At 56.0% G+C, this 22,156-nt stretch carries 21 protein-coding genes; 10 read left to right on the plus strand and 11 right to left on the minus strand.

Annotation, left to right across the window (positions count from 1 at the left end; all coding sequences use genetic code 11):
* The first annotated feature begins 2 nt into the window (after positions 1–2).
* The 6 genes from sdhD (at position 3) to RBB44_RS00990 (ending at position 5,831) form a co-directional block, all read left to right on the plus strand.
* Positions 3–386, plus strand: coding sequence for a succinate dehydrogenase, hydrophobic membrane anchor protein (sdhD, locus tag RBB44_RS00965; protein ID WP_306148039.1), 384 nt, complete (start codon positions 3–5; stop codon positions 384–386).
* Positions 387–391: 5 nt separating this feature from the next.
* Complete coding sequence (gene sdhA / locus RBB44_RS00970) at positions 392–2,218, plus strand: succinate dehydrogenase flavoprotein subunit (protein ID WP_209178870.1); 1,827 nt, start codon at positions 392–394, stop codon at positions 2,216–2,218.
* 20 nt (positions 2,219–2,238) lie between these two features.
* Complete coding sequence (locus RBB44_RS00975) at positions 2,239–3,129, plus strand: FkbM family methyltransferase (protein WP_306148040.1); 891 nt, start codon at positions 2,239–2,241, stop codon at positions 3,127–3,129.
* Positions 3,126–3,971, plus strand: coding sequence for an FkbM family methyltransferase (locus tag RBB44_RS00980; protein ID WP_306148041.1), 846 nt, complete (start codon positions 3,126–3,128; stop codon positions 3,969–3,971). The genes RBB44_RS00975 and RBB44_RS00980 overlap by 4 nt, the downstream gene beginning before the upstream one ends.
* A 73-nt stretch (positions 3,972–4,044) precedes the next feature.
* Positions 4,045–4,827, plus strand: a complete 783-nt coding sequence (locus RBB44_RS00985) for a succinate dehydrogenase iron-sulfur subunit (protein ID WP_133949223.1) — start codon at positions 4,045–4,047, stop codon at positions 4,825–4,827.
* Between the two features lie 491 nt (positions 4,828–5,318).
* Positions 5,319–5,831, plus strand: coding sequence for an Hcp family type VI secretion system effector (locus tag RBB44_RS00990; RefSeq protein ID WP_306148042.1), 513 nt, complete (start codon positions 5,319–5,321; stop codon positions 5,829–5,831).
* 148 nt (positions 5,832–5,979) lie between these two features.
* Here the strand turns inward: RBB44_RS00990 and RBB44_RS00995 are convergent, their stop codons facing one another.
* From RBB44_RS00995 to RBB44_RS01015, 5 genes are all read right to left on the minus strand, one after another.
* Positions 5,980–6,216 carry a hypothetical protein gene (locus RBB44_RS00995; protein ID WP_306148043.1) on the minus strand — a complete coding sequence of 79 codons (237 nt, stop codon included), beginning with the start codon at positions 6,214–6,216 and terminating at the stop codon, positions 5,980–5,982.
* 79 nt (positions 6,217–6,295) lie between these two features.
* Positions 6,296–7,603: a HAMP domain-containing sensor histidine kinase gene (locus RBB44_RS01000; RefSeq protein WP_306148044.1), complete on the minus strand. Its 1,308-nt coding sequence runs from the start codon at positions 7,601–7,603 to the stop codon at positions 6,296–6,298.
* Positions 7,587–8,270, minus strand: coding sequence for a response regulator transcription factor (locus RBB44_RS01005; RefSeq protein ID WP_306148045.1), 684 nt, complete (start codon positions 8,268–8,270; stop codon positions 7,587–7,589). The genes RBB44_RS01000 and RBB44_RS01005 overlap by 17 nt, the downstream gene beginning before the upstream one ends.
* 88 nt (positions 8,271–8,358) lie before the next feature.
* Complete coding sequence (locus tag RBB44_RS01010; RefSeq protein ID WP_306148046.1) at positions 8,359–8,688, minus strand: PepSY domain-containing protein; 330 nt, start codon at positions 8,686–8,688, stop codon at positions 8,359–8,361.
* Positions 8,689–8,830: 142 nt separating this feature from the next.
* Positions 8,831–9,808 carry a DUF808 domain-containing protein gene (locus RBB44_RS01015; RefSeq protein WP_306148047.1) on the minus strand — a complete coding sequence of 326 codons (978 nt, stop codon included), beginning with the start codon at positions 9,806–9,808 and terminating at the stop codon, positions 8,831–8,833.
* Positions 9,809–10,051: 243 nt separating this feature from the next.
* Here RBB44_RS01015 and RBB44_RS01020 point away from each other — a divergent pair, with 243 nt between their 5' ends.
* Positions 10,052–11,749: a methyl-accepting chemotaxis protein gene (locus RBB44_RS01020; RefSeq protein ID WP_306148048.1), complete on the plus strand. Its 1,698-nt coding sequence runs from the start codon at positions 10,052–10,054 to the stop codon at positions 11,747–11,749.
* Between the two features lie 83 nt (positions 11,750–11,832).
* Here the strand turns inward: RBB44_RS01020 and RBB44_RS01025 are convergent, their stop codons facing one another.
* A complete protein-coding gene (locus tag RBB44_RS01025) occupies positions 11,833–12,957 on the minus strand; it encodes an FAD-dependent oxidoreductase (RefSeq protein ID WP_306148049.1) in 1,125 nt (374 codons plus the stop codon).
* Between the two features lie 264 nt (positions 12,958–13,221).
* Here RBB44_RS01025 and RBB44_RS01030 point away from each other — a divergent pair, with 264 nt between their 5' ends.
* Positions 13,222–13,422, plus strand: a complete 201-nt coding sequence (locus tag RBB44_RS01030) for a hypothetical protein (RefSeq protein WP_306148050.1) — start codon at positions 13,222–13,224, stop codon at positions 13,420–13,422.
* A 95-nt stretch (positions 13,423–13,517) separates the two neighbouring features.
* Here RBB44_RS01030 and RBB44_RS01035 read toward each other — a convergent pair whose 3' ends face one another.
* The 5 genes from RBB44_RS01035 to RBB44_RS01055 all read right to left on the minus strand — a co-directional run bounded on the left by RBB44_RS01035 (position 13,518) and on the right by RBB44_RS01055 (position 19,365).
* Complete coding sequence (locus RBB44_RS01035; RefSeq protein WP_306148051.1) at positions 13,518–14,030, minus strand: hypothetical protein; 513 nt, start codon at positions 14,028–14,030, stop codon at positions 13,518–13,520.
* Between the two features lie 239 nt (positions 14,031–14,269).
* Entirely contained in the window at positions 14,270–15,760 is a 1,491-nt protein-coding gene (locus tag RBB44_RS01040) for an amino acid permease (RefSeq protein WP_306148052.1), read from the minus strand.
* Positions 15,761–15,764: 4 nt separating this feature from the next.
* Positions 15,765–17,147: a glutamate decarboxylase gene (locus tag RBB44_RS01045; RefSeq protein ID WP_371932260.1), complete on the minus strand. Its 1,383-nt coding sequence runs from the start codon at positions 17,145–17,147 to the stop codon at positions 15,765–15,767.
* A gap of 242 nt (positions 17,148–17,389) precedes the next feature.
* Entirely contained in the window at positions 17,390–18,175 is a 786-nt protein-coding gene (locus RBB44_RS01050; protein WP_306148053.1) for a class I SAM-dependent methyltransferase, read from the minus strand.
* Positions 18,172–19,365 carry an S-adenosylhomocysteine hydrolase gene (locus RBB44_RS01055; RefSeq protein ID WP_306148054.1) on the minus strand — a complete coding sequence of 398 codons (1,194 nt, stop codon included), beginning with the start codon at positions 19,363–19,365 and terminating at the stop codon, positions 18,172–18,174. Before RBB44_RS01055 ends, RBB44_RS01050 begins: the two co-directional genes overlap by 4 nt.
* A gap of 529 nt (positions 19,366–19,894) precedes the next feature.
* Here RBB44_RS01055 and creD point away from each other — a divergent pair.
* Positions 19,895–21,313, plus strand: coding sequence for a cell envelope integrity protein CreD (gene creD, locus RBB44_RS01060; protein ID WP_306148055.1), 1,419 nt, complete (start codon positions 19,895–19,897; stop codon positions 21,311–21,313).
* Positions 21,314–21,490: 177 nt separating this feature from the next.
* Positions 21,491–22,135, plus strand: a complete 645-nt coding sequence (gene msrA, locus RBB44_RS01065; RefSeq protein ID WP_306148056.1) for a peptide-methionine (S)-S-oxide reductase MsrA — start codon at positions 21,491–21,493, stop codon at positions 22,133–22,135.
* The last annotated feature ends 21 nt before the right edge of the window (positions 22,136–22,156 follow it).

Genomic DNA, 22,156 nt, shown 5'->3' on the forward strand with positions numbered 1-22,156 from the left:
TCATGAGCGATATGCGCACGCCCCTCGGCAAAGTTCTCGGCCTCGGTTCTGCCAAGGACGGTACTGATCATTTCTGGAAACAACGCCTGACTGCAGTTGCAAACGTGTTTCTGATCTCCTTCTTCGTGATCCTGGTGATTTCGATGCAAGGATCCTCGCACGGTGATGTTGTCGAGACTCTGCAGAACCCGCTGGTCTCCATCATCCTTTTGCTGGTGATCCTATCCGGCGTCTATCACATGAAGCTCGGGATGCAGGTCATCATTGAGGATTATATTCACGGCGAAGCCCTGAAGTTCCTCTCGGTAATGGCCAACACATTCTTCTGTGTCTTCATCGGTTTCGGCTGCATCTTTGCAGTGCTTAAGATTGGCTTTGGAGGTTAACCCGTATGGCCAAGACCTACGAATTTGTCGACCACACATATGATGTAGTTGTTGTTGGCGCCGGTGGTGCTGGTTTGCGCGCAACGCTTGGCATGGCCGAGCAGGGACTGCGCACCGCTTGCATCACCAAGGTGTTTCCGACCCGCTCGCACACCGTTGCTGCCCAGGGCGGCATTGCCGCCTCTTTGACCAACATGACGCCGGACTGCTGGGAATGGCACATGTACGACACGGTCAAGGGCTCCGACTGGCTCGGGGACACCGACGCCATGGAGTATCTCGCCCGCGAAGCGCCCAAGGCGGTTTATGAGCTGGAACACTACGGCGTTCCATTCTCCCGGACCGAAGACGGCCGTATTTATCAGCGCCCGTTTGGCGGTCACATGCAGAACTATGGCGAAGGTCCTCCAGTACAGCGCACCTGCGCAGCTGCTGACCGGACCGGTCACGCGATCCTGCACACGCTTTACGGCCAGTCCCTGCGCCACAACGCGGAATTCTACATCGAGTATTTCGCACTTGACCTGATCATGTCTGAAGATGGCGTGTGCCAGGGCGTGATTGCTTGGAACCTTGACGATGGCACCATCCACCGCTTTGCGGCGAAGATGGTTGTGCTGGCGACCGGCGGATATGGCCGATCCTATTTCTCTGCCACCTCCGCGCATACCTGTACGGGTGATGGCGGCGGCATGGTGGCCCGCGCTGGTCTGCCGCTTCAGGATATGGAATTCGTCCAGTTCCACCCGACCGGGATCTATGGCTCCGGCTGCCTGATCACGGAAGGGGCCCGCGGCGAAGGCGGTTATCTGGTCAACTCCGAAGGCGAGCGCTTCATGGAGCGTTATGCACCGTCCGCGAAAGATCTGGCATCGCGCGATGTTGTGTCCCGTTGCATGACCATGGAGATCCGTGAAGGCCGAGGTGTCGGCAAGAACAAGGATCACATCTTCCTGCATCTGGACCACCTGGATCCGGCGATCCTCGCCGAGCGTCTGCCGGGGATCTCGGAAAGCGCGAAGATCTTTGCCGGTGTTGATGTCACCAAGGAGCCGATCCCGGTTATCCCGACGGTGCACTACAACATGGGCGGCATTCCGACCAACTATTGGGGCGAAGTGCTCAACGCCAACTCCGATCATCCTGACCGCATCCAGCCGGGCTTGATGGCGGTCGGCGAAGCTGGCTGTGCGTCCGTTCATGGTGCCAACCGCCTTGGCTCCAACTCACTGATCGACTTGGTGGTCTTTGGCCGTGCAGCAGCGATCAAAGCCGGTGAGGTTGTCGATCCGAAGGAAGCCGTTCCATCGCCAAATGAAGCATCTTGTGAGCGGATCATGGATCGTTTCGACAAGCTCCGGAACGCCAGTGGTTCCACACCAACAGCCGAGCTGCGCGACCAGATGCAGCGTGCCATGCAGGAAGATGCAGCGGTTTTCCGGACCCAGGAAACGTTGGCTCAGGGCTGCAAGCGGCTCGATGACATCTGGAAGGGCATGAGCGATCTGAAGGTTTCTGACCGCTCCATGATCTGGAACTCCGATCTGGTGGAAACGCTGGAGCTGGAGAACCTGATGGCGAACGCGATCACCACCGTTTACGGCGCCGAAGCTCGGAAAGAGTCCCGCGGTGCGCATGCCCGCGAAGACTACAAGGACGGCGACTTTGCCGGCCGGAACGACGCGGATTGGCGCAAGCATACACTGGCGTGGGTCAACGAGGCGGGCGACGTCAAGCTGGACTACCGTCCGGTCGTGACCGAGCCGCTGACCCCGTTCCAGAACGGCGGCATCGATCCGAAGAAGATCGCGCCGAAAGCACGCGTCTACTGATCGGAACGAAGTTGGCTCCAATGGCGGCAATCCTGGATACAAGCAGTCCATTCGGCACTTACCGTGCCGGATGGCTTGCCAAAGCTGCTTGGCGAGCAGCCGATGCCCATCGGCTGCCCGACTGGCTGCGCTACAAGATCCGCCATTTTGTTGCCGACCGGTTTCCTGGCCCCTACGACACAAGTGCTGAAGGTCTCACCTTCCGGATCTACCCGGGTGTCAACCGGGACGACTGGAAGATCGTTGCCAAGGACCGGCTGTCGGAAAAGGCCGAGCGCAGGATGCTGGCACAACACTTCAACAAGGACGCTGTTTTTGTCGATTTGGGTGCAAACATCGGAACCCATACGCTCTCCGCAGCAGAACTCTGTGGCCGGGTAATCGCGGTGGAAGCCAATCCGGATATTGCAGCAAAGCTGGCCTACAATGTTGAACTGAACAAGCTCGACAATGTCTCGGTCATGTCAGTTGCCGCTGGTCCTGAAGAAGGCACGTTCGATCTGGTGATTTGCCCGTCCAATTTGAACCTGTCGACATTGTCAGAAGGCCTTGCGCCATCGCTGAAAAAGTCTGAATGGACGACCACGTCGATCCGGGTCAGTCCGCTGGCGGTAATCCTTCAGGAGGCCGGTGTGGACAAGGTGGACGTCCTGAAATTGGATGTCGAAGGTTATGAAGATCAGGCGATCCTGCCTTATTTCCGGACGCAGCCACGGCACAACTGGCCGCGCGTGGTGATGATCGAAGTCGATCATCAGCCGGAGTGGAAAGAGGATTGCCTCGCAGAAATGGCGACGATCGGATACCGGGAAATCGGAACAACCGGTGCCAATATCATGCTGGAATTGACTGAAATGCCGGGTGAAATCGATCAGGCTCCGGCATCCGGAATTAAGGAGCTCGCCGAATGAAGAGGGACGCAATGGTGCTCGACACCAGAAGCCCGTTCGGCACCTATCCGCCAATTGGGCTGGTCCGAACAGCATGGCGGCTGGCAAGTCAGGCCAGGCTGCCGAAAGGCTTGCGCAGGTATGTGCGCCTGTTTCTGGGCAAAATCTTCACAGGTCCTTACGACCTTGAGGCAGACGGCCTGAAATTCCGGGTGTACCCCTCGGACAATTACGATGACCGTAAGGTTCTGATCAAAGGCCGGTTGCCTGAGGTGGAGGAACACAAGCTCATCAAACCGTTCTTGTCCGACGATGCGGTGTTTGTCGATGTCGGAGCGAATATCGGGGTCTACACGGTTTTTGCCGCCCATCATGGGGCCCGTGTGATTGCGCTGGAACCTAACGCCCATTCGGTCGACAAGCTACAGTGTAACATTGACGCCAACGGGCTTCAGAACGTGACCATTGTCCCGACCGCCGCCGGTCCGCGCGAAGATGTTCTTGAGCTTTATTCGGAAACCTCCAATCGCGGTTTTGGCACGCTCGACAAGCGGGTCACCAATGGTGAATGGGGTGGAGACTGGGCACCTTCGACCGTGAAGATGCGGCCGCTGACAACCATCGTTGATGAGGCGGGTGTTAAGAAAATAGACGTTTTGAAAATCGATGTGGAAGGCTTTGAAGACCGGGTTCTTCTTCCCTTCCTGCGTCACGCGGAAAAGAGCCTTTGGCCGCGCGTGATCCTGCTTGAAACCAATTGCCGGCCTTATTGGTCCGAGGATTGCCTGATGGAACTGGCAAACCGGTCCTACAAGGTGACCGGCCGAACGAACGACAACATGATCTTTGAGTTGGCCGCCTGAGCGGTGAATTCAAGAAATTGGCCCAATAGCCTTATCTGGCGCGAACAAGGGCCCAACGCGGAGCATTGAAAAGATGGTTCAGCTGACGCTACCCCGGAACTCACAAGTGACGGACGGCAAGGTTTGGGACAAACCGGAAGGGGCGACCAACCTGACCGAATACCGGATCTACCGCTGGAACCCGGATGAGGGAAAAAACCCGCGCGTGGACACCTACTTCGTCGATCGTGACGACTGCGGTCCGATGGTGCTGGATGGTCTCATCTACATCAAGAATAAGATCGACCCGACCCTGACGTTCCGCCGGTCCTGCCGCGAAGGAATTTGTGGCTCCTGCGCGATGAACATCGACGGCACCAACACCCTGGCCTGCACCAAGGGCATGGAAGAGATCGCTGGCGACGTGGTGAAGATCTATCCGCTGCCGCACATGCCGGTGGTGAAGGATCTGGTTCCGGACATGACCCGGTTTTATGCCCAGCACCGCTCCATTGAGCCGTGGCTGAAAACGGTGACCCCGGCTCCGGAAAAGGAATGGCGCCAGTCCCATGAGGATCGTCAGAAGCTGGACGGCCTTTACGAGTGCATTCTCTGCGCCTGCTGCTCCACCTCCTGCCCGAGCTACTGGTGGAACGGCGACCGCTACCTCGGCCCGGCTATCTTGTTGCAGGCTTACCGCTGGCTGATCGACAGCCGGGACGAAGCAACCGGCGAGCGTCTCGATAACCTCGAAGACCCGTTCCGCCTCTACCGGTGCCACACCATCATGAACTGCTCCCAGGCCTGCCCGAAAGGTCTGAACCCTGCGAAAGCCATCGCCGAAATCAAGAAGATGATGGTCGAACGCCGCGTCTAACACTGTCGAAGCGTTTGCTTCGGGAACCGAAAAGTAGAAAACCGCTTCGGAGGAGTTCGGGGCGGTTTTTTGTTCGGTCTGAAGGGTGCTTTTGGATCTAATATAAAAATCAGCGATTTGCTCTCCGGCTGCGCAGTTTTCGCACACCCTGTCCGGTTTTGATCGCTTCCTGAACCGCAGATGGCTCTTAAGTTGACGTGCCAGATCCGGACTGGCGGCGGTGTCCCGCGCATTTTGTGATCCTCATCACACGGCCTGTGTGCACGTTCCTGCGCGCCCTCTGGAAGAGTGTGCAGAAATCTGCACAGTTGGCAAAATCGTTAACCCCGGATCAAATCGATAATCACTATATAAAACAGTGAGATAAAGAAAATTCCCGAAACTGGCACACCCGTTGCAAAGTTGTTGGCATCGGCACCGAACGGAAATCTAACGGCGCCCCAGACTTCGAAAGTTACAGACCAACCGCTTTAAGAGCAGGAGACGGAAAAATGGCAAACGTTGCATACATGACCATCAGCGGGTCCACCCAAGGTGAAATCACCTCCGATGCTACAACGGCAGACTCTATCGGCAACAATTGGCAGGAAGGCCATGAGGGTGAATCCCTGGTCTACAAGTTCGAGAGCAACGCAATTGTTCCGCGTGACCCGAACTCAGGTACCGCCATCGGCACCCGCCGCCACCAGCCGACAACCATCATCAAGCCGTTGGACAAGGCGTCGCCGTTGATGTGGCAGGCATTGGCCACCGGTGAATCATTGGAGATCACCATCAACTTCTGGCGCACGTCGACTTCTGGCGTTCAGGAGCACTACTACACGATCAAGTACACCGATGCGATTTTGGTTGAAGGTAAAACCATCTTGCCGGACGTCTTCGATGATGCGAACGCATCCCGCGGCGATCAGGAGCAGTGGTCCTTCACTTACCGCAAGGCGGAGTGGACACACGAAAAGGCCGGCACATCCGCTTCCGACGACTGGCGCGCTCCGGTCACCTGATCGGTCTTTGGTCTTTAACGAAAACCCCGGTCACTTTGGCCGGGGTTTTTGGTTTAGGCACTATCAAAACACAAAGGGCGTCAGGATGTCGGCCGAACCGGGATACCTGCGCCCTTTAGGATACGTCAATTGACTTGCCCCGCTCCCCTTACGCGGCTGTTTGAGCATCTGACGGCATGTCGATGTCTTGCGGTTCGGATGTTTCAGTCTGTTTCTGTGCCATGGTCAGGAAGGGCGCTGCGATCAACGCCAGTCCATAGGCGGCCAACGCGAACATTGCCAAGAAGGCGATCACGGTGAAGCCAAGGCCGGCCATCACACAGCCAACCAGGACGACGATGGCGCCGGCAAAGGTGGCAGTGGTTTTTTCAAGAATGGATTTCATTTCCAGTATCTCCAGTTTGTCCCGTTGTTTCGATAAACTGGATATGGAGACCCGGTTTTACGTTCCGCTCCGCCGGGCTTTACATTTTTGTAAAGTTGAGCGCGACGCGCAGACCGGACGGCTTAACTGAAGATAGCTCGAGTTTCGCGGTGTGACGATCGGCGACGGCCCGCACCAGCGCAAGGCCAAGACCAGTGCCCTCGCTTTCCCTGGCAGCGTCCAGACGCACCATGGGTTTGATGATCTCGTCAAAGAGATCAGGATCAACGCCAGGTCCATTGTCCGATACGCCGATTTCCGTACCACGTGCGAACAGTGTGATGTCCGGACCACCATGGACCAAGGCGTTCTGAATAAGGTTCGCAAGCGCTTGGATCAGCATGCTCCTGTCTGCCAGAACGCTTTCAACTGATTTTGCCGAAAGGACAAGCGATTTGCCCGAGTCCTCAACGACAGGGCTATAAATCTCCGCGACTTCGTCAATGAGGGCGCTCAGATCGACTTGTTCAAAGCCCTCCGTGCCGTGAGCTGCCTCGATCCTGGCAACCCGCATGATGGTGTCGAAGATGCCAGAAAGTCGTTCGGCTTCTTCCAGCGCTGCGCCGCGCTCTTCGCCGTTCGGCAGGCTTTCAAGTTGGGCGCGAAGGCGGGCAAGGGGCGTGCGCAGGTCATGCGCGATACTGGCGCTGAGATTGCGGGTCTGGGCGACAAGGCGCTCCAGCTCTTGTGCGGTTCGGTCGATTTGCCCGGCAAGATCATCGAGATCATCACTGGAGCTGGCAACGCCGATGCGCGCTTCAAGATCTCCCGTCGCCAACCGATCCAGAACCCCCGCGATCCGGGCAAGGCGCCGCTGAACAAGGAAACCGGCGCCGAGCCCGATGACGAGCACCAGGACGAGCACCACCCCGGCAGTGCTCCAAAGCGCGTTGCCCAGGAGCTCCAGGGCGTCTTCGCTGGCATCAAGCGGAACAGCGATCAGAACCGGTTCCCCTTCCTTGTCCCGTGAAATCAGGACCCGCCAGTCTTCCGCGCGCCGGAAGTCCCGTTTGAGACTAACCGTGCCGCCACCTGTGCGCACGACCTTCTCAAATTCCTTCGGCAAGTCACCGATTTCAGAAAGCGGGCGGATGATGACGGAGAATGTATCTGTTTCGGTGTCGTCGGCTTCGACCGTCGCGGCCAAACCTTCAAGGGCCGTGTCGACACGGTTGAGAACAGCTTCCCGGCCAAAGGTCAGTGCCAAAAGAATGGCAACCGCCATGCCGACGGCAAAAATGGCAGTTAACAGCAACGCTAGCCGCAAGGTGGAGGAGCGGAGCAGCCATCGGACGCGGCGTGTCAGCGTGGCTCTAACTGTGTCGAGTACCTTACTTGCCGAAGACATAACCCTCGCCCCGTCTGGTGCGGATCAGCTCATCGTCAAACGGTTTGTCGATCTTGGAGCGCAGCCGGCTGATATGGGTTTCCACGACCGAAGTCGTCGGATCAAAACTCATGTCCCAGACCTGCTCCAAAAGCATTGTGCGGGTCACGAGGCGGCCGGGGCGCCTCATGAAATATTCCAGCAGTTTGAATTCTTTGGCCATCAGGTCGATCGCCTGTCCCTGGCGTTCGCAGCGGCGGGCCAAAAGGTCCAGACTGAGATCTCCATAGCGCAGTGTGGTGGGCTCGGCAGTGCTGGTTCCGCTACTGTCCCGTCGGCGGCCAAGAGCATTCACGCGGGCCGAAAGCTCTGCAAAGGCAAAGGGTTTGGTGAGATAATCATCACCGCCCGCGTCAAAACCCTCCACCCGTGCGTCCACTTCCCCAAGGGCGGTCAGGAACAGCGCCGGGGTGGTGTCTTCGGAGGCTCGTAAAGACTTCAACACGGAGAGGCCGTCGAGACCGGACACCATCCGGTCGAGGATCAAAACGTCATAGTCCTGACCCATGGCAGCAAGAAGCGCTTCCTTGCCATCGGTGAAATGATCGACCACGTGGCCTTCTTCGCGCAGGCCGCCCGCCACCCACGGCCCGAGTTGCCGGTCATCTTCCAAAAGCAGTATCCGCATTGCAAATCCTTACCGCGTTGCATGGCGTCAAAACAGGAAAAAGGCCGCCATCCCAGGCAGCCTGTTCCCTAACACGTTCTGTTACGGATTACCCGGCGCGTTTGTTGTCGCCTTTCTTGCAATCATCATCGTCGTCCTGTTCGATCTCCAGGACCGTGCCAGACGCCGCGTCGATTTCAACTTCCATTTCAACACCGTCGGCCGTGACGATTTCGATCTCAAAGATTTCTTTGCCGTCTTCGCGCTCAAATTCGGTTTCCTGAACAGTTCCCGGAACCTCTTTCAGGGCGATTTCGATGGCCTGTGCTTCGCTTATGGCAGCAGGTGATGTCGCTGTTTGTGCAGCGACCGCGCCAACCGCACCTGTGGCCAGAACCATACCTGCAACAACCGTACCTGCGATGATCTTCATGTTCATTACGCGTCTCCATCTTTGTGTGTGAAAGGCTCCCTGCCTTCCGATGAAACAAAGATGGGACAGCCAGTTTGCAGGCCTCTTGAGCGAAGTTTACATTTGTGTAAAGCGTAGAAGATTTCGATATTTTAGAGACTTACGCACCTCAGTGCCCGCTGGCTTCTTCTTTCTTGCCTTTCACCATATGCCAGGCTGGTTCGATGACCTTCGTGACGATAGGGATCAGGATAAGTCCGAGGATCAGCCCGAAAATTCCGTCCATTGTTGCTGTTGCGAACCAACCGAGGAAACCTTCGGCAACGCCAATGGTGTGGGCGATATTGTGCGCGATGTCGTGAATGGTGTTGTAGAGGCCTTTCACGCCGAGTTCTTTCAAGCCGTGAATCACAATGGACCCACCGACCCAGAGCATGGCTGCCGTTCCGACCGTCATAAGAAATTTCATGACGCCGGGCATTGCTTTCACGATGCCAATACCAATTGCGCGGGTCACACCGAACCGCCCCTCGCGGGACAAGTGCAGTCCAAAGTCATCTGCCTTCACGATCAGCGCAACCGAGCCATAGACCATGACCGTGATGCCGATCGCGACCACCGCCAGTGTGGAGGCCTCCATCCAGATATTGCTGTCCGGGATTTCGGACAGCGCAATGGTCATGATTTCGGCGGACAGGATGAAGTCTGTCTTGATTGCTCCGGAGACCTTCTGTTCTTCCAGATGGGTTGGGTCCTGCACCAGGTCTTTCGGTTGGTCCGCGTCGTGATGGCCGGGAACAAAGAGGTGATAGACCTTCTCCGCCCCCTCGAAACACAAATAGGCTCCGCCGAGCATCAACAAGGGCGTGATGATGCCGGGCAAAAATGTGTTGAGCAAAAGGCCCACGGGCAGCAGGAAGATCAGCTTGTTCTTTAGCGACCCTTTGGCAATGCGCCAGACAATCGGCAACTCGCGGGCCGGGGAAAACCCGGCAACATATTTCGGCGTCACCGCTGCATCGTCAATGACAGCCCCGGCCGCTTTGGACCCAGCCTTGGCCGCTTGACCAATCACATCATCCACGGACGCTGCGGCCACCTTGGCAATTGCTGCCACATCGTCAAGTAGGGCGAGAAGACCGCTCATGGCCGCTCCTGAGTTATTCTTCCTGTCAGTTGCGTTGACCATACAGTCTTTTCACGACAGGCCAAATGCCGGATGACAAGCAATACGATGAAAGAGAAGGGTGGTGAATGATGGAGGAAATTGGGAGTTTATTTGCCAGATAAACTACTCAAAAAAAACACTAATTCGTATTTGTCAGCTTTAAGTTTGTTTAATCAAATCATGCAAAGAGGGACCATCCGTAATTTTCTCAGGTCAGTCATTATGTTTCTCGACAATTTCAAAATCGGCTTCAAGATCTGGATCCCGGTTATCAGCTTGGCTGTCTTCACGCTGGCCTTGGTGACTTATGATCTCGTATCTCTGCGCTCGATCTTGTATGGCGAACGTACCCACAAGACCCAGACCGTCGTTGAAGTCACCAATTCGGTTCTGAAATACTTTCATGAGCTGGAAGCCTCCGGCGAACTTTCCAAGGACGAAGCCCAGAAGTGGGCGCGTAACGTTGTTCGCGCCATCCACTACGATGGCAACAACTACGCTTTCATTTTTGATCTGGACGGCACCCGTATTGTGAGTGCGAAGCAGTCTTCCGAGGGCAAGAGTGCGTGGAACTCACAAGACAAGACCGGCAAGTATCACGTCCGGGAAATGATTGAGGTTGCCAAGTCTGGTGGCGGTGTCAGCAGCTATATGTGGAACCGCAAGGGAGAAGAAGAACTTCTTCAGAAGGCGACCTGGTCGGAAGTCTTTCAGCCTTGGGGCTGGGTCACGGCGACTGGTGTGTATGTGGATGATGTGTCCGCCGCTTTCTGGTCCAAGGCCAGCGCCCTGATTGGCGTGCTCATTGTCGGAGGTCTGATTGCTGCAGCGATTGCCGTCGCCGCAATCCGCAATATTTCGGTACCGCTGAAGGGGCTGACATTGGGCATGAAGCAGCTCGCAGACGGCAAGACTGATTTCCCCATTGTGGGCACTGACCGGCGCGATGAAATCGGCGATATGGCCGAGGCCATGGAGACCTTTGTGGCCAATGAAAACATGCGGCGCGACCTGGAAGACCAGCAGACCAATCGTCAGGAGCTAGATCTCCAGCGGTCGCGGGCAATCCAGAACCTCTCGTCCGATTTTGATGTGCAGGTCTCCGGTCTGCTTGAGACGATTGGCGGGTCCGTTGAGAGCCTGCAGCACGCGTCCACCAATCTGAACTCCGGAGCTCAACAGACCACAAGCCAAAGTGAAGCGGTTGCATCGGCAGCAGCCATCGCATCGGCAAACACTGAAACAGTGGCTGCCGCGGCGGAGGAACTTGCGGTGTCTGTTTCGGAGATCAGCCGTCAGGTGTCGTCATCCAGCGAAATCGCCTCCGAGGCGGCAAGCCAGGCAGCCCAAACCAACCAGCGCATTCAGGGCCTTTCTGAGGCCGCTGCGAAAATCGGTGAGGTAGTCACGCTCATTCAAGCGATTGCCGAACAGACCAACCTGTTGGCGTTGAATGCGACCATTGAAGCGGCAAGAGCCGGCGAAGCAGGCAAGGGGTTCGCCGTGGTGGCTGCTGAAGTGAAGGAGCTGGCAACGCAAACTTCCAAAGCGACGGAAGAAATCTCAACCCAGATTTCGAGCATTCAAGGTGAAACCCATCACGCTGTTGAGGCAATCGGGGCGATCACCAGCACAATCGGCAAGATTAATGAGATCACCACGAGCATTTCAGTGGCTGTGGAGCAGCAAGGTGCCGCGACCAACGATATTGCGTCCAACATTCAGCAGGCTGCTGCCGGAACGCAGCAGGTTTCTGACAACATCGGTGGAGTGTCGCAGGCTGCAACGGTGACCAACCAGGCAGCAGATGTTGTCTTCACGGCTGCCAACAGCCTGGAAAAAGAAGCTCGGGAACTGCGCGAAAACGTTGGCGCATTCCTGAAAGGTGTCAAAGCCAACGCGACGACCGACGCTGCTTAGACCGCCTCCTGTATCCTTTGAATTGGCGGCGCGCAAATGTCAGCCGCCATTTCACATTCACTGATCCTGAGTTGTGGGCCGGCTCACAAGCCCGGCACAGCCTTGTTTGACTTGGCCAAGTGACGCCGCACCCAAGCAACGGACCGCTCCGCAGCCTCCAAGGCGCCTTCCAGGAAACCACCGTTCTCCGGGGCGGTTTCGGTGCCTGACAGGAACAGCCGGTCATGCCATGATTCAACAATTGGCAACGGTCCGTATTGCGGGTGGCTCGTCAGAGTTTCTTGATCACGCTGAGTTGCCACCAACGGGTCCGTTGCCCAGACCTTCAAGAAGACCTTTGACGGGCGTCCAGCTTCGGGCCCAAAGAGCTCCTTCAACTGAGTGATCGCCCGTGAAACAAAGGCCTCACGATCTGCCGTGTTTTGAATGTCGTGAGGGGAGACAAAACCAAACAATGCTGCCTCGCCCTGAGGGTCTTCTTCCGCTGAAGCGTCGTGGATTTCGACCAAAGGACCGACATGGCTGATAGCATCGCCTGAAAAGCCCTGAGCGCGCCAAAAGGGTCGATCATAGACAGCGACAAGTTTCGCATGTCCGGCCATCCACGTTGGAACTGCAGACATATCCTGTTTCGTTTCAGCGACAAGATCCGGCAAAAAGGCGATACGTGAAGCGGCCAATCGCGGAGGTAAGGCAAGGATGACTCGCTGGCAGGAAACACGGAAGGGACCTTCAGGTGTCTTTCCCGACACGGACAGGCCAGAGGTGTGTTGTTCAATTGCGGTGACGGCGTGCTGATAGGCAACTGTGCCGTCAGAAAGCCGAGCAGCCAAGCCGTCTGTAATGCGTGTCAGACCGCCAGGTATCCGTAAAGCATCTCCCATCGTTGCAAAAGCGAGATCGCGGCGGATGCTGCCTGTCTGATCTTGAAATATGAGGTTCCCGGTTGAGTGCTGACGTATCAGGGGCAAATCAAGTTGTTCCGCCAACTGAAGCATTCTTTGATTATGCGGCCAGATCCATGCGGGGCCGAGATCATAGCGCAGACCAGGAGACGAGGGTCCGGGCAGAGACCGGATGCGTCCACCAGCCGTCTTGCTTGCTTCAAACACCCTTGCGTCGACGCCCAAGTTCGAAAGCAGAGCTGCCGTGGCCAATCCGCAGAGACCTGCCCCGATGATAGCAATGTCTGTCGAGTGTTTGGACATCAGCGGCACCTATTGTGCGAGTATCACAAAATGCCCACAGGCAAACCACTCGCGTTCAGCGTCAATATGGATCGCGTGATTGTTCAATCCAGTCTTTGTCAGATCTTCACATGGGAAAAGAGCTCGCAATATGGCGTAGTTAATAATTTGCGCCCAGAGCAGAAACAATTTGCCTAAAGCCCTTAGCGCCAATTTTGGGAATTGTCCCTAGGGTGCCTTTAACGCCACATAGTTGGCGATGGTACTGCAGGGGAAAGAGTGGTCATGTCTCAAACAGCGTCACAGTTTGAAACACTTGGAAATGCGTCACATACGGAATTTGGTGAACCTCAAGGCCGGGCGGTTGAAAGCCGCTTTTATCCGATCATGGGAAAGAATGTCAGCATACAGGCGATCGTCGAAGGGGCTCTGCTGGCCCAGATCGAACTGGACTCCATCCCGGAATACGGCATTTTCGCTGACTAGTTTAGTTGATCTGACAATTGTTGGTCTGATTCGAAAAAAAGAAACCGCTGCGAAGGTGTCGCAGCGGTTTTCTTTTTTAAGGCGTATCAGAAAGCCTAGGCTTGTTTTTGACGCTCAATGAGATCAAGAACACCGGCCATCACGACGGCATAAAGCACGTGGCCAACGAGGGCGACCCAGGTGATGCCGGTAAAGTTCAGGAAGTACGGCAAACCTGCGATTGCCGTGATACCGCCGATGGCAAAGACCCAAAGACCAGCACCGTAGATCGCGGCTGGCAGGAGCCAGTGTGTGTCGCCGATAACACGTTGCCAGATCGGTGCGAAAACGTACATCCAGCCGATCGGATAGCCGACAAGGCCCACCAGATAGAAGTGAACAAAGTACCCTGCAAAGGCGTTGCTGGGCAGGCCGAGGCTTGCCAGAAGGCTTTGTGCCAAGCCGTGAGGTGAAAGATTTGCAAAACCCAATCCCGGGCTGATGACTTGCCCCCAAAGATCAAAAGCGATGGTGGCGAAAAAGCCTGAAATGAACATCAGGCCTACGGTGCTGACCGAAACAGCCGGTGCGGCTGCGGTCAGGTGTCTATCTGCTGTTAGTGTCGTCATGATTTCTGCGCTCCCAAATCCGATTGCGATAGACCACATGTGGGAGCGAGATCACTGGCACTGAAATCAAGGTGTGCCACGCTTCCGTGACCTGATTTCCTTCAAGATATCAATGTGTTTTATGTGAAGCCGCTCCACGGCAGCCCGAATTGTCAAGTTGTGCATCACCTGCCATGACAGGGGCGTGAGCAGCCGTGAAGTCGATTAGACCTGCAAATGACGCTACCAGCCCACAATCGTCAGGTTTGTTCGTCCGTTTTGGCCTGATCTTGGGCCCAGGACGGGCGCTTCAAAGCGTGGATCAGGATCGGCAGGCCAATGAAAACAACAAACCCGGCCGTTACCACACCGACATAGGTCGCCGGGCTGCCCACGGGGAGCTGGCTTGGCGGGAAGAACGAGGTGACAAACGCAAAGGCCACTCCGGCAAAACCGATCCCGGCCACAGCGATCAATCCGCCGAGGCCGCCGGGCACTTTGTAACTTCGCTCTGCGTCAGGCCGGGTTAGCCGCAAGCGAACCGCGGCCGCGTACATCATCATATACATCACCAAGTAGAGCGTGATCGTCATTGCCGAAAGCAGGAAGAAGGCGACGGAGACATTTTTCAAGACAAAGTAGAGCAGTGCCAAAACGGTAACGATGCCGCCTTGAATGAGCAGAATCGTTACCTGCACTCCATTCTTGTTGGTCCGTGCAAGGAAAGGCGGCAACTCGCCGTCACGGGCAGTTCGGAGAAGACCGCGGCTTGGGCCGGTGATCCAAGACATCACTCCTGCAAGCGCGCCAAGAGCGATCAACAGGGCAAGGATAGGCACGAGCCAGCCGAGGCCGAATTCTTTAAGCGCGATCTGCAAGGCCTGCATCGGACCTTGGTCGAGGGCAATCTCATTTGCGGGAACGATGGATGCAAGCGCCAACGAGCCCAGGAGGAAAAGTGCAACGATGATCACGACAGACAGGAGTATGGCTTTCGGGAAGTCCCGCGCCGGGTTCTTGAGTTCGTTGGCGTGAACGGCATGAACCTCAACACCGGCAAACAGGAGCACAATACCGCCGAGAAAAGCCAGGGATGACAGGCCGGTGATATGAGGAAAGAACCGCAAATGCGCATCGCTGCCGCTCACTGATGTGCTGTCCAAAAAGGCCATCGTTTGCCCATCCGCAATCCAGGCCGCACCGAGAGCGATGATCAGAAGTCCAGGGATCACGGTCCCGAGTAGAAACCCGGCCGAGGTGAACCGCGCCGCCGCACTGGTTCCGGTCAAAGCAATAAAGGTTGCAAACCAATAGGCCGCGATGATGACCGACCCGGTATAGATGCCATCATCGGCAAGTTCTGGCCGTCCGATGACATAGGCAAGGGACGCAGCTGCGAAAGCAAGCACGGTCGGGTACCAGACCACGTTCTGGATCCATTGCAGCCAGATGGCGACAAAACCCGCCCGGGCGCCAAACGGGGCTTTCACCCAATCGTAGATCCCGCCGGTTGAATGGGCGAACATGCCGCCCAGTTCGGCAGCGACCAAAGCGGCTGGTATTAGGAAAATGAAGGCGGCGAAGCCGATGTAGAACAGCAGCGTCGTACCTTCAACGGCCATCAATGGCAGGCCGCGCAGGCTGACCACGGCAGCGACTGTCATCATGGCAAGGCCGAGAACGGTGATTGTTCCGGTCGCTGAGCTGTCCTTGGCCGGACGCTCCGTGCCAGCCTGAGCGGGATCTGACATCGGTCTATCGTCCGTGGTGGAAGGAGGCTTTGGCTTCCCGGTTGCTCATCGGATTCCGATCGAGAAATTCGATCGTCCGGCTCATATCCTCAATCAACAGTTCCATAAGATCGCGGCCGATCCCATGGCGGACCATAACCCGCTGAACAATGAGATCATGCCGGTTTGCCGGAAGCGGATACGAGGCAATTTGCCAACCGCGCATGCGCAACCGCTCCGACACGTCGTAGAGCGTGTAGCCGCGGTCGGCGCTGTTCTTCAGGGAATAACAGACAGCCGGCAGACCACCATCGCCATTGTAGAGCATGTCGAAATGCCCGGTCTTCTCTAGCTCAGAGGCTAGATACTGAGCTGTGTCGGCACAGGCGCCTTGTACTTCGGTATACCCTTTCCGGCCGAGGCGCAGGAACTGGTAGTATTGCGCCACGATCTCGCCAGCGGGGCGGGAAAAGTTAAGCGCAAATGTTGGCACCTGGCCGCCCAGATAGTCGACGTTGAAAATCAATTCTTCCGGCAAGTCCTCCGGTTCCCGCCAGATGGCCCAGCCGACGCCGAGCGGGGACAAGCCATATTTGTGGCCGGATGCATTGATTGATTTCACGCGAGGCAAACGAAAATCCCAAACAACATCCTCGTGCAGAAACGGTGCAATGAACCCGCCAGAGGCTGCGTCTACATGGATCGGGATATCAAGGCCGCGTTCAGCTTCGATCTGGTCGAGTTCTTTCGAGATTGCTTCGACGGGCTCATAAACGCCAGTAAAGGTCACGCCCAAGGTTGGCACAACGCCGATGGTGTTTTCATCAACTGCCTCAGCCACTTGTGCAGCGGTCATGCAAAGCTCGCCGTCAAAGATAGGGAGTTCCCGCAATTCGACATCGAAATAACGCGCAAATTTGTGCCAGCAGATTTGTACCGGCCCACAGATCAAGTTGGGTTTATCGGCCGGTTTGCCGGCGGCTTCCTGGCGCTTGCGCCATTTCCACTTGAGAGCCAGGCCGCCCAGCATCGCCGCTTCAGAGGACCCGGTCGTTGAACATCCAAGCGTCGTTTTTGCGTCCGGGGCGTTCCACAGATCGGCAAGAATGTGGACGCAGCGGTGCTCGATCTCGGCCGTCTGCGGGTACTCGTCCTGGTCGATCATATTTTTGTCGACGCAGTCCTGCATGAGCTGCTGGGCTTGTGGGGGCACATAGGTTGTGCAGAAGGTCGCCAGGTTTTGGCGAGAGTTGCCATCAAGAAGCAATTCGTCGTGGATCAGATTGTAAACCGTATCGGGGAGCGAAGAGTTCTCCGGCATCCGGAACTTCGGCAACGGCTGTTCGGACAAGTCGCGGGCATAAAGGTCAAAAACGTCGTCCCGCCGACCGGGTTGGGATTGATGCAATGCCACTGGAAACCTCCCTGTGAATACAGGCGTGTGATGGATGCCCCATACGACCATAGAATTCAGATCATGTGCAATGCCTACCCTGGGCAGTGCATGCTGTCCTGTGACCCGCGTCACAAGTGTGCCATTCGGTGGTGGCCACTAAAGATTCTATTGATGCGAAAAAAGAAAACGCCCCGGACAGCTTCCCGGGGCGCTTGATTGAGCGGAGGAAATTCTCGGTTTGTGGGTGGCCTAGGTCAGCCTTTGGCCTTGCAGACCAACAGGGTGCTGTTGCACCAGCCGCGCAGGCCGGGCAAGCGGCCAAGGGTCCTGGTCAATCCGATTTCCGCCGGTTTTAGTGGACCCCACTCGAATGTCTTGGAACGCAGGTGATGGAAGAGTTTGCCATGCCGGTTATGTTCCTTATACCAGGGGCTGAACATAGGGGTATAAGGCAGAACGCTGAGGTAACCGATGCCATGGACTTCTTCGATATCGGCGGCCTTTTCGACGATATTCATCCATTCCTTGAGTGTGAAGCGGACATGGTGTTCCGGATAGTGCAGGTGGCCGAATTTCAGCCGGTCGAGCCGGTAGAGTTGCGGCACGACCGCAAGCACCAGGCCACCCGGTGCGACCACTTCGCAGCATTGGCGCATGGTGGATTCAATCGCCTCGGCCTTGCCCGGAAGATGCTCCAGCACATCCAGCAGGGTAATGACATCCGGGCGCCAGGGCAGGTCTTCCTTGTGCTCGGACAGCTTCGTGGCATCAAGCACGATGTCCGGCTGGAAAGCGGCTTCGTAGTCGGCGCCGCAATATTCAAACTCCAGCCCGGTTGCGGCTAGATATTCCTTGGAGATCGAAGTCGAGCAGCCGATATCCAGGATCTTTGGTGTGTCCGTGCGGCCTTTGGCCCAGGATTTGATTTTCCGCGAAACCGTATCGAATTTCACGGTCCCGTAGAGATTTTGCTTTGAGTTCGACAGCTTCTTCACAAGGTATTGTGAGTGTACTGTCAACTCGTTGGTTGTATCGGTCATAGCTGGTCCCTCTGCTCAATCCACAGCTGTGTACACAACGCCTCGCTGGCTGGCGTGATGCGATGAATTCCCGGCTCGTACGGATAAAAGGTGATGTCCGACATCAGGACGATCAGTTCGCCCAGAATGAGTTCGACGATCTCATCGGCGACGCTGCCAGATCCCGGAATGAAGTTTGCTGGATAGCCGTCGTTGACGAGGCAAATCTGACGCTCGCCGTAGCCATTGTCGTTCTGGAACTGGAAGGCCCGGATTGATGGATGAATATCGGCGCTTGGCGCGGTTTCCAGATAGTCGACATCAATCTCAATGCGCCGCGAGCTGGCGCTTGCGACCATACAGCCGCTTCGCAATTGGCGCAGCACCTGTTCCGTGATCGACAATCTGCCAGCTGCGCCGACGATCAGATCGCACTTGGCCAACTCCCTTGGTGACATGTGCGCCTGAAGACCGGAGAGGCGCGCTTCTGCCACCTTAAGCGGGTCGGTATCGATCACCATCGGAATGACATCAAGGCGGCGGAACGCATGGGCAACACCGGAGCCGATCCATCCCGCTCCGAAAACGGCCGCGTGCCGTCCCGCAAGGGAGTTGCCGAGATCCCTGGACAGGCCGTCCATGCAGCGTACGATGGTTTCACCACATCGTTTGGCTTCCAGCCGCTTCAGTTCGCTGTCGGCGCAATGCAGCACCGGTATTTTTAGGTTGAGCTGTTCGGCTCGCCACACACCTTGTTTGGTGATCTCGACGACGCCCTCAACAAGGTCCAACTGATCGGCAAAACGTTCATGAAGCAGTTCAACGACATAGCCGCCAACTTCCTGGATCACCAGTTTCTGACCAGATGAGCGGCACTGCAGAAAACTTTTCTGAATGGCAGCTGCAAGCGCTTCTTTGAAATCATCCTCGGTCTTCGGGCAATGCACGATAGAGCCATAACGCGATTGCCATTTCGTGCGTGTCGCATCGCTGCCGGAAGAGTATGGAATACCGATGATAGCATCGAAATCCATGATCCCAGCCAAGGCATCAATCATCCGCATGGTGTCGTCGAACAGATGCGCGACCAGCATGAAGCGATGCGTTTCTGCCTGGCACAGGTCGAGGCGTTCGACCAGCGCCGGAAGATAATTCGCCCGGCGCACATAATCAGCGCTGGCGCCAAGAGCCATGTTGTTTAACGGTGTCATTCACAAAGTGTCCTTTGTTAACGAATTATTAAGAACTGGCCATGCAGCAGAAGACAAGCAGGGGTTGCCAAAAATCTTGGTATAAACCGGATTCATGGTTAACCCGCTTTTGTGGTAACTCGATTACTCTGAGTTGATACCTTGGCTAGTACACTGAAAATCCGTTCGGATTCTCAGTTGAGTTCGTTCCGTTGCCAACAATTGGTCCACAGCTTGTTCACAACAGATCTTGTGAGGATTGATTGCCAATCCGGGGGGTGAATTCCGAAACAGGTCAAAAGTATTCAAGTTTTATGTAATATTTACAAGGGCAAATATGCGGCACGTAGAGGATTGGAAAAGTCTGTTTAGCCAGCAAACTATGCTGCTCGGCAGACTTGCCTTGGCCCAAACTGCCTAAATTCACGAGCCGCCGGCATATTCAAGCCACATTTCCTCCGCCGAAAAATCATCGGGTGTTCGAACAATGTGCTGATTGTTCCGATTTGATAGTGCTTGTGGGCAACCCTTTGGCAAAGGATTGCAGAAAATGGCGAACGCAACATCGGCACCAACCGCAGACGACGAAAACGGATCTCCCCAGAACCGACAGTCACCGAAACTACCAGCAGTTCTGAAATCGCCCGCGGTCAAGGTTTTCCTGATCGGCTTCCTGACTGTTCTTCTTCTCATACCAACGACGTTTGTTTGGTTGCTCGTGGAAGAGCGTGCCGTCCGCGCCAAGGGCGTGGCGGCGGATATCGCACGGTCCTGGGGAGGGACGCAGTCGATCAATGGTCCTTATCTCGCCATTCCATTCACGGAGACCGTCATTTCCGGAGAAGGCGAGAATCGGCAGCGAACCGTCCATCATAGAACGGTGGTGTTGTTTCCCGAGCGTCTGGAATTGAAAGGAGACATAGGCGTCGAAGAACGCCAAAAATCAATCTACTCATTGCCGGTCTATAGTGGTCAGATGTCCATGGAGGGCCGGTTTGCTGCGCCGCCCTCCGGCATCTTTGAACCGAAAGACGGCGGCACGATCAAGATCGCAACGGACAAAGCCATGGTTGTCGTTGGCATATCGGATGTCCGCGCGCTGCGCAGCGAAGTCGCGATCCGTCTCGATATGGCAAAACCCGTGCAGTTTGAGCCTGGCCTTGGTGTCCTGGCCAAGCACGGCGGTTCCGGTATCAACGCACGAGTCGCAGCTGATATCTGGCAAAGAGGCTTTTCCTTTGATCTGGCCATGCACCTGAACGGCTCATCAGCCCTTTTTGCAGCACCGGCCGGGCAGACGACGCTGGTCACGCTCCAGTCCGATTGGCCGCATCCAGGGTTTACAGGAGCTTTCCTGCCTGAACAGCGTTCAATCACGGACAGTGGGTTTACCGCAAACTGGACCGTCCCTTATTTGGCCCGGGGCATTCCCAAGACGATGGAGATCGACAGTTTGCCGCTGTCCGGCAAACTGATGGGTGTGAAGTTTGTCGAGCCGGTGAACTTCTATCAGACGATTTCGAGGTCATTGAAATATGCCATCGGTTTCATCAGCCTGACCTTTCTGGCAGTTTTCGTTTTGGAGATGCGATCGGGCTGGCAATTTCACTGGATACAATATGGGTTGGTTGGTTGTGCGCTAATCATCTTCTACGTGATGCTGTTGGCCTTCGCTGAGCATATTGGTTACGGGCCCGCCTACCTGCTCGCTGCAGGTTCGGCGACGCTGTTGAACGCCATCTACGTTGGGACCTCGCTGAAAAGCCGAATTGCAGGATTTGTGATCGCAGCTGTCCTGACCGGTATCTTTGCGACCCTTTACGCTTTGATGCGGGAACAGGACTACGCCTTGCTGATCGGATCCGTGATCGCATTTGCAGCTCTTGCCGTGACCATGTTCGTAACGCAGAGGATCGACTGGTCGGGGCTGGACGCACCGCGCTCACCATCTCACCGTCAGGCTGTCTAGCAAGAAAAACAGCGATGCCTGTCAGGCGGGTGGCGATCCACCTGTCGGGGCATTGCATTGGTCAGAAGCAACGCGAGTCACACATCCCTCACGGGCTTGTGCGGGAATGACAATGGAGTTGAGTTGCCTCCAGCTGCAGATGCGTTAGCTCTGATACCAACATACGGAGGATTTCTCATGAAGCGTCTTGCCCCGCTCGCCCTTGCAACTCTGATGACCGGTGCCGCCTATACGGTTCCGGCGAACGCCGAGACGGCGGTGTTTGCCGGTGGCTGTTTCTGGTGTGTTGAATCAGATCTGGAACAGCTTTCGGGCGTTCGCGATGTGGTGTCCGGTTATGCTGGCGGAACCACGCAAAACCCGACCTACAAGAACTACGAACGTGGTGGTCACCGCGAAGTCGTTCAGGTCGATTTTGATGAGACCAAGATTAGCTATAGCGAGCTCTTGGCGATTTTCCTGAGAACAGTTGATGTGACCGACAGCGGCGGGCAATTCTGTGACCGGGGTTTTGGATACTCCACTGCGATCCATCCTTTGAACGCAGCGCAGGAAAAAGCGGCGAAGCAGGAAGTGGCAAAAGCGGAAAAGGCACTTGGCCGTAAAGTGGTGACCCCGATTGAAGACGCCGCAGTCTTCTGGCCAGCTGAGGACTATCACCAAGGCTATTACAAGAGCAATCAACGCACCTTGACCCGGTTCGGCTATGTGACCCGTGCCGATGCCTACAAAGGTTACCGAAAGGCCTGTGGCCGGGATGCTCGTGTAAAGCAAGTCTGGGGTTCTGAAGCCTTCAAGGGACTCCCGCAAGCCGGATCCTGATCTAACCACGATCTCCTCAAA

The sequence above is a fragment of the Roseibium sp. MMSF_3247 genome, assembly GCF_030733765.1.
In the GTDB taxonomy this organism is placed as follows: domain Bacteria; phylum Pseudomonadota; class Alphaproteobacteria; order Rhizobiales; family Stappiaceae; genus Roseibium.